The organism is Kitasatospora sp. NPDC059973, from assembly GCF_042737525.1.
Lineage (GTDB): Bacteria > Actinomycetota > Actinomycetes > Streptomycetales > Streptomycetaceae > Kitasatospora.
The window spans coordinates 15,642-30,393 of record NZ_JBHWUI010000107.1 but is presented as its reverse complement, the minus strand read 5'-3'; the positions used below and the strand labels follow the sequence as shown (position 1 = coordinate 30,393).

The window sequence follows — 14,752 nt, the reverse complement described above, 5'->3', positions numbered from 1 at the left end:
TCCGTCCAGCTGACCACCCAGGTCGCCTGCCCGGCCGTCCGTTGACCGGGCGACTCCACGCGGCCGTGCCGTCGGCCCCCCGGCGGGGCCGACTGCTCGTCGTCGTCGCGGTGCCGGCCGAGGCCGCCGCCGTGCTGCGGGGCCTGGGGCGCCGCGAGGACGACGCGGAGGCCGCCCCGGTGCCGGTGCCCGGCGGCGGGCTGCACCGCGCCGAGCACTCCTCGGGGGTCACGGTGGACGTGCTGGCGGGCGGGGTCGGCCCGGCCGCCGCCGCCTCGGCCGCGTCCGCCGCGCTCGCCGTCGGCCAGTACGACCTGGTGCTCTCGGCCGGCATCGGCGGCGGGTTCGCCCCGGCCGCGCCGGTCGGCGCGACCGTGCTCGCCGAGGCGATCGTCGCCGCCGACCTGGGCGCGGAGACCCCGGAGGGCTTCGCCGACGTCACCGAACTGGGCTTCGGGACGGTGCGGCACACCCCCGCCCGGGCCGCCGTGGCCCGCGCCGCCGAGGCGCTGGGCGCCGCGGCCGGCGACTCCCCGGTGGTCACCGGCACCGTGCTCACCGTCTCGACGGTGACCGGCAGCGCCGCCCGCGCCGCCGCCCTGACCGCCCGCCACCCCGGCGCGGTGGCCGAGGCGATGGAGGGCTTCGGGGTGGCCGAGGCCGCCGCCCGACACGGGGTGCCGGTCTTCGAGCTGCGCACCGTCTCCAACCCGGTGGGCCCCCGCGACCGGGCCGCCTGGCGGATCGGCGAGGCCCTCGCCGCGCTGGAGCGGGCCTTCACCGCGCTCCCCTACCCGGAGCTCCTGACCACCTCCGAGGAGGCCCGCCGTGGCTGAACGGCTGACCATCGCCCACTCGCCCTGCCCGAACGACACCTTCGTGTTCCACGCCTGGACGCACGGCCTGGTGCCCGGCGCGGACGCCCCCGAGGTCACCTTCGCGGACATCGACGTCACCAACGGCCTGGCCGAGCGCGGCGAACTGGACCTCCTGAAGGTCAGCTACGCCGCGCTGCCCTGGGTGCTGGACGAGTACGCGCTGCTGCCCTGCGGCGGCGCGCTCGGCCGCGGCTGCGGCCCGCTGGTGCTCACCCGCCCGGAGACCGGCGACGACCTGAGCGGCCGGACGGTCGCCGTCCCCTCCGAGCGGTCCACCGCCTACCTGCTGTTCCGGCTCTGGGCGGCCAAGGCGGTGCCCGGCGGTCTGGGGAAGATCGTCGTCCTGCCGTTCCACGAGATCATGCCCGCCGTCCGGGACGGCCGGGTGGACGCCGGCCTGGTGATCCACGAGGCCCGCTTCACCTACCGGCAGTACGGCCTGCGCAGCCTGGCCGACATGGGCGAGGCCTGGGAGCGCGAGACCGGCCTGCCGATCCCGCTCGGCGCGATCATCGCCAGGCGCTCGCTCGGCGCCGAACGGCTGCGCGCGGTCACCGAGGCGATCCGCGCCTCCGTCCGCCAGGCCTGGGCCGACCCGTCGGCCAGCCGGGAGTACGTGCTCGCGCACGCCCAGGAGATGGACCCGGCCGTCGCCGACCAGCACATCGGTCTGTACGTCAACGAGTTCACCGCCGACCTCGGCGAGGACGGCTACGCCGCGGTGCGGGCGCTGCTCACCCGGGCCGCCGCCGAGGGGCTGGTACCCCCGCTCGACCCGGGTGCGCTGGACGCCTGAGGACGGCCGGACCGGCCTACACGTCGAACTGGTCGGCCACCGCGCGCAGCACCCCGGCCAGCTTCTGGCCGGTCGGCTTGGCCGGGTAGCGGCCGTGCTGGAGCCCGGGCAGCACCGCGTCCATCATGGTGATCAGGTCCTGCACCAGCGCCGCCATGTCGTCCGCGCTCTTGCGGGTGGCGGCGGCGACCGACGGCAGCGCGTCCAGCAGCTGCACGGCCATCGCCTGGTCGCCGCGATGGCCCGCGACCACGCCGAACTCCACCCGCTGGCCGGGCTTCAGCACGGTGACACCGGCGGGCAGCGCCTTGGTGTGGACGAAGACGTCGCCGCCGTCGTCGCGCGAAAGGAAGCCGAAGCCCTTCGTCTCGTTGAACCACTTCACCTGGCCGGTGGGCATCTCGAACAGTCCTCGATGTGGGTGTGAGGGATCCCGGCCCTGGCCGGGGATCACTGGGTGGTGGAGGGCGGGCCGACCTCGGCTCCGCGCCCGTGGGGCGCTCATGGTCAGCACGCTGTGGAGAGCAGACTAACGGTCAGTCACTGCCTCATCCGCGATCCGCGGAGGATCCGTACCGGGCTCTGGTGGCCACCGGCGACCAGGTACTGGCACGGCCGGGACGCGGCTTCGCGCTTTCCACTGGCTCACACCCCCGGTCTGAGGAGACGGGGCGCACCTGTCGCACCCCTCGGCACAGCGTGCATACCCCCGCCCAGCAGGGATCAAAACTCCCAGCTTCCGGGAAACTGCGCAACGTGACCGGACGGGTCGCCCCCGAAACGGTCCACCGCCGGCGCGGGCGGCGTCCTCTGCCAGACTGGGACGGCCGACCGACCGCAGAGGAGCACCCCAGTGAGCAGCCAGAGCGCCGACCGCGGCGACGCCTACGTCAAGGCCGGAGCGATCGTCTTCGGGTTCGGCGCGCTCGCCACCCTGGTCACCTTCGTCCCGCTGTTCCTGCACCTGACGCCGCTGCCGACGGCCGCGTACTGGCTGAGCATGCTGATGCCGCTGGGCTTCCTGCTCGCCCTGACCGGCCTGCTGCTCTCCGCCCGCGCCCAGCGCCGCCGGGTGCACGCCGGGGCCTGACCGGCCCGCGCCCTAGCCGACCGGCCGCGCGGCCAGGTGGCCGGCCAGCCACTCGGGGAAGCCGGTGAGGTCGGCCAGCACCACGTCCGCGCCCGCCGCCAGCAGGTCCTCGGCGCCGTACGGCCCGGTCGCCACGCCGACCGCCACGGCGTCCGCGTGCTTGGCCCCCCGGATGTCGCCGAGGTGGTCGCCGACGTACACCGAGGCGCCGTGCTCGCGCAGCGCGACGCCCTTGGTCTCCGCCCAGAGGTCCCCCACCAGCGCGTCCGCGTGCAGCCCGGCGTGCTCCAGGTGCAGCCGGGCGTTCGGCTCGTACTTGCCGGTGATCACCACGACCCGGCCGCCGTGCGCGCGCACCGCGTCGATCGCGGCGTGCGCGCCGGGCAGGGCGACGGTCGGGGCGAAGGCGAGGTCCCGGTACAGCACGCGGTAGCGGTCGGCGACCGCCTGCACCCGCTCGGCCGGGAACCAGTTGCGCAGTTCGTCCAGCAGCGGCGGGCCGAGCCGGGTGACCACGAGGTCGGCGTCGATGTGCGCGCCGGTCTCCGCCGCGAGCGCCAGATAGGTGGCCCGGATACCGGGCCGGGTGTCCAGCAGGGTCATGTCGAGGTCGAAGCCGACGGTGAGCGGGACGTCCGGGGTCGCAGGCATGCCGCCAGGCTATCCAACCCCGCCGCCGGAACGGCCGGCTCCGTCCCGGTCCGGCTCCCGGCCGGGGTCCGGAGCGATTTGCCCCGGCTTCTCCGTGGAACTTAGGTTTGCCTGAGCTATCTGCGAGAGAGAGCCATGACCGACACCACCGCGCCGACGGCAGCACCCCGGTCCGCACCCGCGCCCGGCACGCGCCCGCTGCCGCGCCGCCGAATACTGTGGCTCGCCGCCGCACTGGCCCTGCTGGCCGCCGCCGTCCTGCTCAGCCTGGCCGTCGGCAGCCGCACCATCCCGCTCGGGGAGACCCTCGACGCCCTGTGGCACGGCGGGGACACCACCAACGCCGTGGTGGTCCGCGAGCTGCGGGTGCCGCGCACGGTGGTCGGTCTCGCGGTGGGCGCGGCGCTCGGCCTCGCCGGCGCCGTCATGCAGGGCATCACCCGCAACCCGATCGCCGACCCGGGCATCCTCGGCGTCAGCCAGGGCGCGGCGGCCGGCGTGGTGCTGGCGATCTCCGCGTTCGGCGTCTCCACCCTCACCGGGTACGTCTGGTTCGGCTTCGCCGGGGCGGTGATCGCCACCGTGCTGGTGTACGGCCTGGCCGGCCGGGGCCGGGGCGGGGCGACCCCGATCAAGCTGGCGCTGGCCGGCTCGGCGATGTCGGCGTTCATCGCCTCGCTCAACACCATGGTGCTCACCACCGACGCCGCCGCGATGGACCAGTTCCGGTTCTGGCACGTCGGGTCGCTCTCCGGACGCACCGCCGACGTGGCCTGGCAGCTGCTGCCCTTCCTGCTCGTCGGCACCGTCCTGGTGTTCGCGGTGGCGCGGGGGCTGGACGCGCTGGCGCTCGGCGACGACACCGCCAAGGGGCTCGGTGCCAGGACCGGCCTGGTGCGGGCGGTCGGCGCGCTCGGGGCCACCGTGCTGACCGGCTCGGCGGTCGCCGCCGCCGGTCCGATCGCCTTCGTCGGACTCGCCGTGCCGCACGCCGCCCGGGCGGTGGCCGGGGCGGACCACCGCTGGGTGCTCACCTTCTCCGCCGTGCTCGGCCCGGCGCTGCTGCTGCTCGCCGACGCCTTCGGCCGGGTGCTCTTCCCGCCGTCCGAGGTGCCCGCCGGGGTGATGACCGCCCTGGTCGGGGTGCCGGTGCTGGTCGCGCTGGTCCGGCGCCGCACGGTGGTGGCCGCGTGAGCGCCTCCGTCGTCCCGCTGCGGGGCTACACCGTGCTGCGCGCCGGGCGCGCCTCCTTCCTGCTGCACCGCCGCTCCGCCGTCGCGGTGCTCGGCCTGCTGCTGGCGCTGGCCGCCACCGTCGTCGCCTCGCTCTGCCTGGGCGAGTCCACCGTCTCCCCGGCCGAGGTGGTGAAGGTGGTGCTGGGGCGGCCCAGCCCGCACGAGCTGGTGGTCGGCGAGTTCCGGCTGCCCCGGGTGGTGGTCGGACTGCTGGTCGGCACCGCGCTCGGCCTGGCCGGCGCGCTGGTGCAGACCGTCGCCCGCAACCCGCTGGCCAGCCCCGACGTGGTCGGCGTCTCCTGGGGCGCCACCGCCACCGTGGTCGGGCTGATGGCGTACGGCGTGGTCGGCTCCGCCGGCCAGGTGCCGTGGGCCGCGGTCGCCGGCGGCCTGGTGGCCGGAGTGCTGGTGTACGCGCTGGCCTGGCGGCGCGGTCTGCACGCCCAGCGGTTCGTGCTGATCGGCATCGGCATCAGCGTCGCGCTCTCCTCGCTCACCTCGGTCTTCCTGACCAAGGGCGACGGCTTCCAGGCGCAGGCCGCGAAGGTCTGGATGACCGGCAGCCTGAACGGCTCCGGGTACGACCAGGCCGGCTGGCTCGCCTGGGTGCTGCTGGCCGCCGTACCCGTGGCGCTCTGGGCGGCGCGGGCGCAGCGTTCGATCTCCTTCGACGACGCCACCGCCGTCGGGCTCGGCCTGCGGCTGGACCGGATCCGGCTCGGCATGGGGCTGCTCGGCGTCGTGCTGGCCTCCTGTGCGGCGGGCGCGGCCGGGCCGGTGGACTTCGTCGCGCTGATGGCCCCGCAGATCGCGCTGCGGCTGGCCCGCTCGGCGCAGATCCCGCTGTTCTGCTCGGCCCTGACCGGTGCGCTGGTGGTCGTCCTGGCCGACCTGCTGGCCCGGCGGCTGCTCTCGCCCACCGAGCTGCCGGTCGGCGTGGTGACCGGCCTGGTCGGCGCGCCGTACCTGATGTGGCTGCTCGTCCGATCCCGCCGTGGAGGTTCCTGATGTCCGCCCGTCCGACGCCGGCCCACCGTCTCGAAGCCCGGGGCCTGACCCTCGCCTACGAGGCGCGCACGGTCGTGGAGGGGCTGGACCTGACCGTCCCGGACGGCCGGGTGACGGTGATCGTCGGCCCGAACGCCTGCGGCAAGTCGACGCTGCTGCGCGCGCTCGGCCGGCTGCTGAAGCCGGTGCGGGGCGCGGTGCTGCTGGACGGCGCCGAGCTGGCGCGCGTCCCGACCAAGCGGATCGCCCAGCGGATCGGGCTGCTCCCGCAGTCCCCGACCGCGCCCGAGGGCATCTCGGTGGCCGACCTGGTCTCCCGCGGCCGCCAGCCGCACCAGAGCTGGTGGCAGCAGTGGTCGGCCGAGGACGAACGGGCGGTCGCCGAGGCGCTGGAGCGCACCTCCACCGCCGAACTGGCCGAGCGCAGCGTGGACGAGCTGTCCGGGGGCCAGCGCCAGCGGGCCTGGATCGCGATGGCGCTCGCCCAGGGCACCGACATCCTGCTGCTGGACGAGCCGACGACGTTCCTGGACATCGCGCACCAGGTCGAGGTGCTGGACCTGGTCCGGCGGCTCAACGTCGAGCGCGGGCGGACGGTGGTGGCCGTGCTGCACGACCTCAACCAGGCCGCCCGCTACGCCGACCACCTGGTGGCGATGCGCGCCGGCCGGATCGTCGCACAGGGTCCGCCGGCCGAGGTGGTGACGGCGGAGCTGGTGCGCGAGGTGTTCGGTCTGGACTCGGTGGTCGTGCCGGACCCGGTGACCGGTACCCCGCTGGTGGTCCCGGGCGCGCCGTGGGCGGTGAAGGCCGACGCCTAGCGGGCAATTCGGACATAATCGACGCGCCCGCGGCCACCGCGGGCGCGCCCGTTCCCCGTCCGCCCGCCCGAGGACCGCCGATGCCCCCGCTCACCCGCCGCACCCTGCTCGCGGGGCTCGGCGCCGCCGCCCTCGCCGGGTGCAGCACCCGGCACACCGCCCCGCCCGCCGACGGCGCCGCCGGCGCCGCGAGCGTCACCCCGACCCCGACCCCGGTGCCCGACGCCACCGTCGGCGCCGCGACGGGCCCGGTCGCGGTGCCGGGCGCGCCGATGCGCGTGGTCACCCTGGACACCGCCGAGCTGGACTCCGCGCTGACCCTGGGCATCACCCCCGTCGGCGCGGCCCTGGCGCCGCTGGACACCGGCTTCCCCGACTACTGGCCCGCCTCGCGGGTCGCCGGGCTCACCCGGGTCGGCGACGCCGGTGCCCCGGACCTCGCCGCGATCCGCGCCCTGCGGCCCGATCTGATCCTGTCCAACCAGGCCCGTGACGGCGGCCGCTACGACCAGCTGCGCGAGATCGCCCCCACCGTGCTGACCCAGACCACCGGCTACCCGTGGAAGGCGAACGTCCAGCTGCACGCGCAGGCGCTGGGCCGCCAGGACGCCGCCGAGGCCTTCGTCGGCTCCTACCAGCGGCACGTCTCCCAGGTCGTCCAGGCGCTGTCGAACGCCAGGGCCTCCGGGCGCCGGGTCGGCCTGGTGCGGTTCGTCGAGGGCGCGGGCATCAGACTGTACGGTCGGCAGAACTTCCCCGGCACGGTGCTGGCGGACGTCCAGCTCGGCCGGCCGGACGCGCAGAACGTCGACCAGTTCGACGTCGAGATCCCGGCGGACCAGATCGCCCGGGCCGACGGCGACCTGCTGCTGTACGCCACCTACGGCGACCCGGAACGGGCCGGCACCAGGGCCGTACTGGCCTCCCCGGCCTGGCAGGGCCTCGGCGCCGTACGCGCCCACCGGGCCTTCGAGGTGGACGACCGGCTCTGGTTCCAGGGCATCGGGTACACCGGGGCGAACTACGTGCTCGCCCAGCTCCAGCGCTTCCTGGGGGCCTGAGCCGGGACCGGCCCGGTGACCGGACCGCGCCCCGCGCCGGGGCCTGCCCTTCACCGACCCCGGCGAGAGCACCCGGGACGGCGCGCGGCAGACCCTGGCCAACGCCCGGGGCCAGCTCAAGTCGGCCGGCGACACCGCGGCGAAGACCGTCGCCACCGCGCGCGACAAGGCCCCCGAGGAGCCCGGCTTCTGGGACGACGTGGGTGACTTCTTCTCCGACGCGGGGGACTTCCTGGGGGACGTCGGCCAGGTCGTCGTGGAGGACCTCGCCTCGGTCGGCAACGCCATGCTGCAGAACCCGGGCGCCGCGCTGGAGGTCGCGGGCGGGCTCGCCCTCGCCACGGTCGGCGCGGGCGGCGAGGTCCTCGGCGTCGGCCTGGACCTCACCGGCGTCGGCGCGGTGGTGGGCGTACCGGTCAACGTGCTCTCGGCCGGCGTCATCGCCACCGGTCTCGGGATGGCCGCATCGGCGCGGGCGAGATCGCCCAGGACGCCATGGGCTCCAGCCGGGTCCACATGGAGGGCGAGGGCGGTGGCGGCGGCGGGTCCGGCGAGCTGCACACCCAGCCGTCGAAGGGGGCCGACCCGGCCGCCACCCCGGAGGGGCACACCACCAACATCCCGAGGAACGCCGACGCGACGACCCGCCGGGCGTTCGAGCGGGAGAACGAGTCCGCCGAGATCATGGCGCGCAACGGCTACAAGGTCGAGCAGAACCCGAACGTCACCGGGACGACCAAGAACCCCGACTACCGCATCGAGGGCGAGGTGTTCGACTGCTACGCGCCGACCGCCTCGAACCCGCGCTCCATCTCCACCGGCATCCAGAAGAAGGTGGACTCGGGCCAGGCCGACCGCATCGTGCTGAACCTCTCCGACAGCGGTGTCGACGCGGCCGCCATGCGCAAGCAGCTGCAGGACTGGCCGATCGAGGGTCTCAAGGAGATCAAGGTCATCGACTCGTCCGGCAACGTGGTCCACTTCTACCCCTAGACGAACCGAGAGAGACGCCCAGCATGGCTATTGCCTACAGCCTCGACCTGGTGACCCCGCTCACCGCGGCCGAGGTCGCAGAGAAGCTCGACGAAATCGCCCGTCCGCAGGCGCTGTTCGGCGCCGGGGAGGACGCCGGCACCCTGGTCGCCGACGGCGCCGTCACCGCCCGCGGCACCTGGGTCCGGGTGGTGGCGACCAAGGCGATCCCGTGGGGGGACCCGCTGATCGGCGGCCGCCCCTTCGGCGCGACCGTCTCGGTGGCCTTCCGCCTGGACAAGGCGGCCGACGTCTCCGACCAGCAGGACGACACCGTCCGGCTGACGCTCGGCCTGCTCGGCCGGGTCCCCGGCGACGCCGCGCTGCACCTCGACTACGAGGACGTCTGGCTGGTCCGCCAGGGCGGCGAACTGACCCTGAGCGAGCGCTCCGACCTCTGGCCGGCGCACCGCCTGGCCGCCGTGCCGGCGCCCTACCGGCGGCAGACCCAGGACTTCTTCTTCCCCGAGGACGACTGACCTCCGGGTCGGCGCCGGGAGCGGGACGTCGGACCCGCCGACCTCCCGCTCCCGCACCGGCGGCGAATCCGCGCTGCCGGCCGGCACCGCGGCGCCTCAGTGGTCGACGGAGACCACGATCTTGCCGAGCTGGTTGCCGGCCTCCAGGTAGCGGTGGGCCTCGGCGACCTCGTCCAGGCCGAAGACCCGGTCCACCACCGGGGCGAGGGAGCCGGTGCGCAGGCCGGAGGTGACGAAGGCCTCCGCGCGGCGCAGCCGCTCCGGGTCGCGGGTCGTCTCGTGGATCACGTAGCTGCGGATGTTCACCGCGGGCATGCCGAGGTCGAGGTTCGGGTAGGGCGTCGGCTCGCCGCTCAGCCAGCCGTAGAGCAGCACCGTGCCGCCGGCGGCGGTCGCCCGGACGAGGTCCGTCACACCGGGGCCGGCGACGGCGTCGAAGACGAGTTCGGCGCCCCGGCCCGAGGTCAGGGCCAGCACCCGCGCGCTGATCTCCTCCTCCTCGGTGACGATCACCTCGGCCGCCCCGGCCTTGAGCAGGGCCTCCCGCTTGGCCCCGGTCCGGGTGGTGGCGATCGGGACCGCCCCCGCCCGGCGGGCGATCTGGATCGCGGCCAGGCCCACACTGCTGGAGGCGGCGGTCAGCACGACGGTGTCCCCCGCCCGCAGGCCGCCGACCTCCACCAGCGCGCCGTAGGCGGTCACATAGGGCATCCAGACCGCCGCGCCCTCGACCGCGCCGAGCCCGGCGGGCCGGTGCAGCACGGCCGCCGCGGGGACGATCGCGCGCTCGGCGTAGACGGGGTAGTCGTTCATCGAGAACGCGGGCACCACGCTGACCGGCTGCCCCGGCTCGAACCCGGCCGCCCCGGCCCCGACGGCCTCGACCACGCCCGCCGCCTCGGCGCCGAGCCCGGCGGGGAAGCTCCGGGGCGCCTCCAGGTAGGTGCCGCGGCGGAACAGCGCCTCGGCCCGGTTGATCCCGATCGCGTCCACCCGGATCAGCAGCTCGCCGGGGCCCGGCGAGCCGACCTCGACGTCCTCCAGCCGCAGTACCTCCGGCCCGCCGTGCTCGTGGAACCGCACTGTCCTGGCCATCGCGCATCGCCCCCTTCCGGTCGGTGACGGCGGTGCGGACCACGCGCCGCCGCGTCTCACTAGATCCGAAAGGGCGTCAGCTGTCAAACTTCGACCGTCGTCGTACTTTGACGGCTGCCGTACCATGTGCGCCGGAGGTGGCCGAACCATGGCAGCAGCACAGCGCGGCGGGCAGCAGCACCGCATCCCGCCGCACCCGGACGTCCGGGAGATCGGTCTTCAGCAGGTCCTGGAGGCCCTGGTCGACCCGGTCCGGCGCCGGATCGTCGCCGAGCTGGACACCGCCGTCGAGGACCTCGCCTGCGGGACGATCGACCTGCCGGTCAGCAAGTCCACCGCCACCCACCACTTCCACGTGCTGCGCGAGGCCGGGCTGATCCGCCAGTACTACGTCGGCACCTCGCGGCTGAACGCGCTGCGCCGCGAGGAGTTCGAGGAGGCCTTCCCGGGGCTGCTCGGCGCCCTGCGGGTGGAGCGCGAGCGCGGCTGAGCGCACCGGGCCGGGCCGGCGCGTCCCCCGGCCGGGGGCGGCTCAACCCTCCGGCTGGGGCCGCTTCTTCAGCGCCATGCCGAGCAGGAACAGCGCCGACAGCACGGCCGCGAGGCGGAGCACGCCCGGGGCCGCCGACCAGGCGATCTCGCCGGCCGGCTGCCCGGGCTGGAGCCCCCCGCCCCAGCGCCCCTGGGCCCGGCCCCAGTACCAGAGACTGGTCCCGCTGATCGTCGCCAGCGGGATCCCGAGAATGGCGAACTTCCTGGTGAGATCGCTCAGTTGACGGGACATGTAGCCGAGCGCCCAGCCCACCAGCATCACCACGATCTGGCCGCTGACGGCTCCGCCGACCAGCGTCACCGAGGCGAGCAGCAGGAGCGGCGACGGGCGGCGGCCGGCCATCGCCGACGGCTTCGGGGGCGCGGCGGCGGGCTCGGGCGGCGTCGTCTTCCCCCGGCCCCGCGCCCGGCCCCCGGCTCCCGGCCTGCTCGCGCCCTTGTCCTGGTCCTTGCGCTTGCCCTTGTCCTTGCCCTCGGCCGGGTCGGGCTCGGCGGGCGGCCCGGCCGCCGCGGCCGCCTCCCCGTCCTCCGCCCGCTGCTCCGGGATCGGCGTGATCGCCGCCCCCGGACCGTCCGAGAAGTTGAGCATCACCAGATCCCAGCCCCCGGCGTCGGAGGACGCGTACAGCTGCGGGGACGGCAGGGCGTCCGGGTCGGCCGGGGCGTCCCGGAACGACTCCGCCACCCACGGCGAGCCCTGGTCGTCCGGACCGGCCGGCCGCCCCGACCGCGGGGGCGCGGGCGGGGCGGAGGGGCGCGGGGGCACCACCGGCGCGCCGGTGGCGTACACGCTGTCCTCGTTGGCCGGGCCGCCGGAACCACCGGCCGCACCGGCACCGCCCGCACGACCGCCCGCGCCGTCACCCGTCCCACCGCGCGCGCCGTCACCGCCGCCGGACGGCTCGCTCCACGGCCCGCGCCTGCGCCACCACTCGCCGTCCGCCATCACCCAGCACCCCGCCTCGCCCGAGCCCGTCCCCGAAGACCTCGCGGGACCGCGCGGGACCGCGCCGGGCCCCGCGGATCCCCGCTGCTCGTGACGCTACCCACCCGGCCCCCACCCACGCGAGCCCGGTCCGCCCACCGGCCGGTCCACCGCCTCGCGCACCCGGGCGACCACGGCCGGATCACCCTCCGACGACGGATCCCCACCACCACCCGACCCGACTAACCTAGGTCGAATGACCACACAGCAGGGCCCCCAACGCACCGGCAAAGCGCCCGCCGGCCCCCGCACCCTCGCCGAGGAGCTCCGCAGCCGCGCGGACGACGACCTCGCCGCCCTGCTCCGGTCCCGCCCCGACCTGCTCAACCCCGTCCCCGGCGACCTCACCCAGCTCGCCGCCCGGCTCTCCTCCCGGGCCTCCGCACTGCGCGCCCTGGAGCGGCTGGACCGCTTCACCCTCCAGGTCGCCGAGGCCCTGGCCGCCGCCCCCGACGGCGCGCCCCCGGCGACCGTCCGGACCCTGCTGACCGGCCCCGCCAAGGTCAAGCCGCACCCGGGCGCCACCCCGCTGAGCACCGCCGACCGGGCCGCCGTCACCGCCGCGCTCCCCCGCGCCCTCGCCACCCTGCGCGACCGGGCGCTGCTCTGGGGCCCCGACAACGGGCTGCGACTGGTCATCGCCGCCCGCGAGGCACTCGCGCCGACCGCCGCGAACCCCGGCCGCACCGGCCTCGGCCCGACGCTCGCCGACGCGACCGCCGGGATGTCCCCGGCCCGGATCCAGCAGTTGCTGGTCTCCGCCGGACAGCCGCCGACGCCCGACCCGGTGACCGCCGTCGCCGCGCTCACCGCCCTGCTGACCGACCGCGCCCGGTGCGACGCGCTGCTCGCCACCGCCCCCGAGCCGGCCCTGCGCCTGCTGGACCGCCTGGTCTGGGGCCCGCCCACCGGCACCGTCCCGGACGCCACCCGCCCGGTCACCGCCGAGGACGCGCAGAGCCCGGTCGAGTGGCTGCTGGCCCGCGGCCTGCTGCTGCCGAGCAGCCCCGGCAGCGTGGTGCTGCCCCGTGAGCTCGCCCTGCACCTGCGCGGCGGCCGCACCCACCGCCTGGTCGAGCCGGTCCAGCCCGAACCGGCCCCGGCCGCCGCCGCGCGCGATCCCCAGGCTGTGGACGGCGCCGCCGCCGGGCAGGCGTACACCGCCGTCCGGACCGTCGAGGAGCTGCTCGACCTCTGGGGCCTCAACCCGCCGCCGACCCTGCGCGCCGGCGGCCTCGGCGTCCGCGACCTCAAGCGCACCGCCCAGACCCTGGAGAGCACCGAGCAGCAGACCGCGTTCTGGCTCGAACTCGCCTACACGGCGGGCCTGCTGGCCCCGGACGGCGAGGCCGACGAGCGCTGGTCCCCCACCCCGGCGTACGACGGCTGGCTCCAGCAGGACACCGCCGACCGCTGGGCCGCCCTGGCCGCCGGCTGGCTCACCGCCACCCGCGTCCCGGCCCTCACCGGCACCCCGGACGGCAAGGGCAAGCCGCGCGCCGCCCTCGGCCCCGAACTCGACCGCACCCTGGCCCCGTCGGTGCGCCGGGCCGCCCTGGCCCTGCTCGCCGAGCTGCCGCCCGGCACCCCCGCCACCGCCGACGAACTGCTGCCCACCCTGCGGTGGCAGCGCCCGCTGCGCGGCGGACCGGTCACCGCCCGGCCCGCCGCCGACGGGCCGCACGGCGGCGCCGGGGCGCACCCGGCCGCCGGTCCGGGGCGCGACCTCCGGGACGACCTCGTCGGCTGGACCCTCGCCGAGGCCGAACTGCTCGGCATCACCGGCCGCGGCGCACTGGCCTCCCCCGGCCGCGCGCTGCTCACCGCCGAGGCCGACCCGGCCGAGGTGCTCGCCCCGCTGCTGCCGCGGCCGCTGGACCACGTGATCCTCCAGCCGGACCTCACCGCGATCGCGCCCGGCCCGCTGCTCACCCCGCTCGCCCAGGCGCTCGCGCTCTGCGCCGACATCGAGTCCAAGGGCGGCGCGACCGTCTACCGGTTCACCCCCGAGTCGGTCCGCCGCGCCCTCGACGCCGGCCGCAGCGCCGCCGACCTCCAGGCCTTCCTGGACCAGCACTCCCGCACGCCCGTCCCGCAGCCGCTCAGCTACCTGATCGACGACGTGGCCCGGCGGCACGGCATCCTGCGGGTCGGCGCCGCCTCCTCGTACCTGCGCTGCGACGACCCGGCGCTGCTGGGCGAGGTGCTGGCCGACCGGCGCTCCGTCGACCTGCGGCTGCGCCTGCTCGCCCCGACGGTCCTGGCCTCCCAGGCCGCGCCGGACGTCCTGCTGGCCACCCTGCGCACCATGGGCTACGCGCCCGCGGCCGAGTCCGCCGAGGGCGACGTCCTGATCACCCGCCCGGACAGCCACCGCACCCCGCCGCGCGCGGCCCCCGTACCGGTACCGGACGGTCCTCCGACGCCCGACGACGTCCTGCTCGCCGCCGCCATCAAGGCGATCCGGGCCGGCGACCGCGCCGCCACCGCCGTCCGCCGGGAGCCGGCCCCCGACCCGCGCCGGCTCCCCCGCACGGCGGCGGCCGAGACCCTCGCCTCGCTCCAGACCGCCGTCCTGCTCGGCGAGCGGATGTGGATCGGCTACCTGAACGCCGAGGGGATCGCCAGCCAGCGCATCATCGACCCGGTCAAGGTCGAGGGCGGCTTCGTCACCGCCTTCGACCACCACGCGGACGAACTCCGCACGTTCGCCCTGCACCGGATCACCGGCGTGGCCGAGCTGGAGGAGTAGCGCCCTCCCGGGGCAACCGCCCGGCGACCGGCGGTCAGTGCCCCTGCTTGGCGGCCTGCTCCTTCGCCTTCTCCTGCATCGCCTTGTCGGCCATGGCCGCGATGTCCCCCTGGCCGACCGGCAGGCTGCCGCCGCCGACGGTGTCCGCGAGCAGGAAGGCGGGGGCGGCCATCAGCCCGCCCGGGCCCTCGCCGATGCCCGCGAGGGCGTGCGCCGAGCCGGCGGAGGAGGCGGTCGCGGCGAAGGCCGAACCGAGGAGGGCGAGGGCGGTGAGGGCGCGCTTCGACTTGTTCATGCCCCGCACAACGACCGACCGG

At 76.2% G+C, this 14,752-nt stretch carries 16 protein-coding genes and 1 pseudogene; 12 read left to right on the top strand and 5 right to left on the bottom strand.

All coding sequences use genetic code 11. From position 1 onward, the window contains the following. Positions 1–41 precede the first annotated feature (41 nt). Complete coding sequence (locus tag ACFWA9_RS26165; protein ID WP_380390143.1) at positions 42–836, top strand: futalosine hydrolase; 795 nt, start codon at positions 42–44, stop codon at positions 834–836. After that, positions 829–1,674 carry a 1,4-dihydroxy-6-naphthoate synthase gene (locus ACFWA9_RS26160; RefSeq protein WP_329489174.1) on the top strand — a complete coding sequence of 282 codons (846 nt, stop codon included), beginning with the start codon at positions 829–831 and terminating at the stop codon, positions 1,672–1,674. The genes ACFWA9_RS26165 and ACFWA9_RS26160 overlap by 8 nt, the downstream gene beginning before the upstream one ends. Positions 1,675–1,690: 16 nt before the next feature. Here ACFWA9_RS26160 and ACFWA9_RS26155 read toward each other — a convergent pair whose 3' ends face one another. Then, a complete protein-coding gene (locus tag ACFWA9_RS26155; protein ID WP_329489173.1) occupies positions 1,691–2,074 on the bottom strand; it encodes a cold-shock protein in 384 nt (127 codons plus the stop codon). A 453-nt stretch (positions 2,075–2,527) separates the two neighbouring features. On the opposite strand from ACFWA9_RS26155, the gene ACFWA9_RS26150 reads away from it, so the two are divergent. Then, on the top strand, positions 2,528–2,764 hold the full coding sequence (locus ACFWA9_RS26150; protein ID WP_329489172.1) for a hypothetical protein: 237 nt from the start codon (positions 2,528–2,530) through the stop codon (positions 2,762–2,764). 12 nt (positions 2,765–2,776) lie between these two features. Here ACFWA9_RS26150 and ACFWA9_RS26145 read toward each other — a convergent pair whose 3' ends face one another. Continuing rightward, positions 2,777–3,415 carry an HAD family hydrolase gene (locus ACFWA9_RS26145; protein ID WP_329489171.1) on the bottom strand — a complete coding sequence of 213 codons (639 nt, stop codon included), beginning with the start codon at positions 3,413–3,415 and terminating at the stop codon, positions 2,777–2,779. Positions 3,416–3,550: 135 nt separating this feature from the next. Here ACFWA9_RS26145 and ACFWA9_RS26140 point away from each other — a divergent pair, with 135 nt between their 5' ends. From ACFWA9_RS26140 to ACFWA9_RS26110, 7 genes and pseudogenes are all read left to right on the top strand, one after another. After that, a complete protein-coding gene (locus ACFWA9_RS26140) occupies positions 3,551–4,609 on the top strand; it encodes an iron ABC transporter permease (RefSeq protein WP_352291469.1) in 1,059 nt (352 codons plus the stop codon). Next, complete coding sequence (locus ACFWA9_RS26135) at positions 4,606–5,658, top strand: iron ABC transporter permease (RefSeq protein ID WP_329489169.1); 1,053 nt, start codon at positions 4,606–4,608, stop codon at positions 5,656–5,658. Before ACFWA9_RS26140 ends, ACFWA9_RS26135 begins: the two co-directional genes overlap by 4 nt. After that, the gene (locus tag ACFWA9_RS26130) at positions 5,658–6,479 is read left to right on the top strand and encodes an ABC transporter ATP-binding protein (RefSeq protein ID WP_329489168.1); all 822 of its coding nucleotides are present in this window, start codon (positions 5,658–5,660) and stop codon (positions 6,477–6,479) included. The genes ACFWA9_RS26135 and ACFWA9_RS26130 overlap by 1 nt, the downstream gene beginning before the upstream one ends. Positions 6,480–6,559: 80 nt before the next feature. Continuing rightward, on the top strand, positions 6,560–7,540 hold the full coding sequence (locus ACFWA9_RS26125; RefSeq protein WP_380390139.1) for an ABC transporter substrate-binding protein: 981 nt from the start codon (positions 6,560–6,562) through the stop codon (positions 7,538–7,540). A 43-nt stretch (positions 7,541–7,583) separates the two neighbouring features. Further along, positions 7,584–7,712 (top strand): annotated as a pseudogene (locus ACFWA9_RS26120) (putative T7SS-secreted protein); the annotation flags it as partial. A 323-nt stretch (positions 7,713–8,035) separates the two neighbouring features. After that, on the top strand, positions 8,036–8,533 hold the full coding sequence (locus ACFWA9_RS26115; RefSeq protein WP_380390138.1) for a hypothetical protein: 498 nt from the start codon (positions 8,036–8,038) through the stop codon (positions 8,531–8,533). A gap of 23 nt (positions 8,534–8,556) precedes the next feature. Further along, a complete protein-coding gene (locus ACFWA9_RS26110; RefSeq protein WP_380390136.1) occupies positions 8,557–9,051 on the top strand; it encodes a SitI3 family protein in 495 nt (164 codons plus the stop codon). 96 nt (positions 9,052–9,147) lie between these two features. Here the strand turns inward: ACFWA9_RS26110 and ACFWA9_RS26105 are convergent, their stop codons facing one another. Continuing rightward, positions 9,148–10,146 (bottom strand): zinc-dependent alcohol dehydrogenase family protein, encoded by a 999-nt coding sequence (locus ACFWA9_RS26105; protein ID WP_380390134.1) that lies wholly within the window; start codon positions 10,144–10,146, stop codon positions 9,148–9,150. Positions 10,147–10,294: 148 nt separating this feature from the next. Here ACFWA9_RS26105 and ACFWA9_RS26100 point away from each other — a divergent pair, with 148 nt between their 5' ends. Continuing rightward, on the top strand, positions 10,295–10,636 hold the full coding sequence (locus ACFWA9_RS26100; protein WP_329489162.1) for a helix-turn-helix transcriptional regulator: 342 nt from the start codon (positions 10,295–10,297) through the stop codon (positions 10,634–10,636). A 42-nt stretch (positions 10,637–10,678) separates the two neighbouring features. Here the strand turns inward: ACFWA9_RS26100 and ACFWA9_RS26095 are convergent, their stop codons facing one another. Continuing rightward, on the bottom strand, positions 10,679–11,644 hold the full coding sequence (locus tag ACFWA9_RS26095; RefSeq protein WP_380390132.1) for a hypothetical protein: 966 nt from the start codon (positions 11,642–11,644) through the stop codon (positions 10,679–10,681). A gap of 235 nt (positions 11,645–11,879) precedes the next feature. Between ACFWA9_RS26095 and ACFWA9_RS26090 the strand changes: the two genes are divergently transcribed. After that, entirely contained in the window at positions 11,880–14,435 is a 2,556-nt protein-coding gene (locus tag ACFWA9_RS26090; RefSeq protein ID WP_380390130.1) for a helicase-associated domain-containing protein, read from the top strand. 34 nt (positions 14,436–14,469) lie between these two features. Here ACFWA9_RS26090 and ACFWA9_RS26085 read toward each other — a convergent pair whose 3' ends face one another. After that, on the bottom strand, positions 14,470–14,730 hold the full coding sequence (locus ACFWA9_RS26085; protein ID WP_329489159.1) for a hypothetical protein: 261 nt from the start codon (positions 14,728–14,730) through the stop codon (positions 14,470–14,472). Between the last annotated feature and the right edge of the window lie 22 nt (positions 14,731–14,752).

What these genes read in the sequence shown, in the direction of transcription:
- ACFWA9_RS26125 (WP_380390139.1), top strand. Translation starts at nt 6,560, where the DNA reads ATGCCCCCGCTCACCCGCCGCACCCTGCTCGCGGGGCTCGGCGCCGCC.
- ACFWA9_RS26145 (WP_329489171.1), bottom strand. Translation starts at nt 3,415, where the DNA reads ATGCCTGCGACCCCGGACGTCCCGCTCACCGTCGGCTTCGACCTCGAC.
- ACFWA9_RS26115 (WP_380390138.1), top strand. Translation starts at nt 8,036, where the DNA reads ATGGGCTCCAGCCGGGTCCACATGGAGGGCGAGGGCGGTGGCGGCGGC.
- ACFWA9_RS26130 (WP_329489168.1), top strand. Translation starts at nt 5,658, where the DNA reads ATGTCCGCCCGTCCGACGCCGGCCCACCGTCTCGAAGCCCGGGGCCTG.
- ACFWA9_RS26085 (WP_329489159.1), bottom strand. Translation starts at nt 14,730, where the DNA reads ATGAACAAGTCGAAGCGCGCCCTCACCGCCCTCGCCCTCCTCGGTTCG.
- ACFWA9_RS26110 (WP_380390136.1), top strand. Translation starts at nt 8,557, where the DNA reads ATGGCTATTGCCTACAGCCTCGACCTGGTGACCCCGCTCACCGCGGCC.
- ACFWA9_RS26155 (WP_329489173.1), bottom strand. Translation starts at nt 2,074, where the DNA reads ATGCCCACCGGCCAGGTGAAGTGGTTCAACGAGACGAAGGGCTTCGGC.
- ACFWA9_RS26105 (WP_380390134.1), bottom strand. Translation starts at nt 10,146, where the DNA reads ATGGCCAGGACAGTGCGGTTCCACGAGCACGGCGGGCCGGAGGTACTG.
- ACFWA9_RS26090 (WP_380390130.1), top strand. Translation starts at nt 11,880, where the DNA reads ATGACCACACAGCAGGGCCCCCAACGCACCGGCAAAGCGCCCGCCGGC.
- ACFWA9_RS26140 (WP_352291469.1), top strand. Translation starts at nt 3,551, where the DNA reads ATGACCGACACCACCGCGCCGACGGCAGCACCCCGGTCCGCACCCGCG.
- ACFWA9_RS26095 (WP_380390132.1), bottom strand. Translation starts at nt 11,644, where the DNA reads ATGGCGGACGGCGAGTGGTGGCGCAGGCGCGGGCCGTGGAGCGAGCCG.
- ACFWA9_RS26100 (WP_329489162.1), top strand. Translation starts at nt 10,295, where the DNA reads ATGGCAGCAGCACAGCGCGGCGGGCAGCAGCACCGCATCCCGCCGCAC.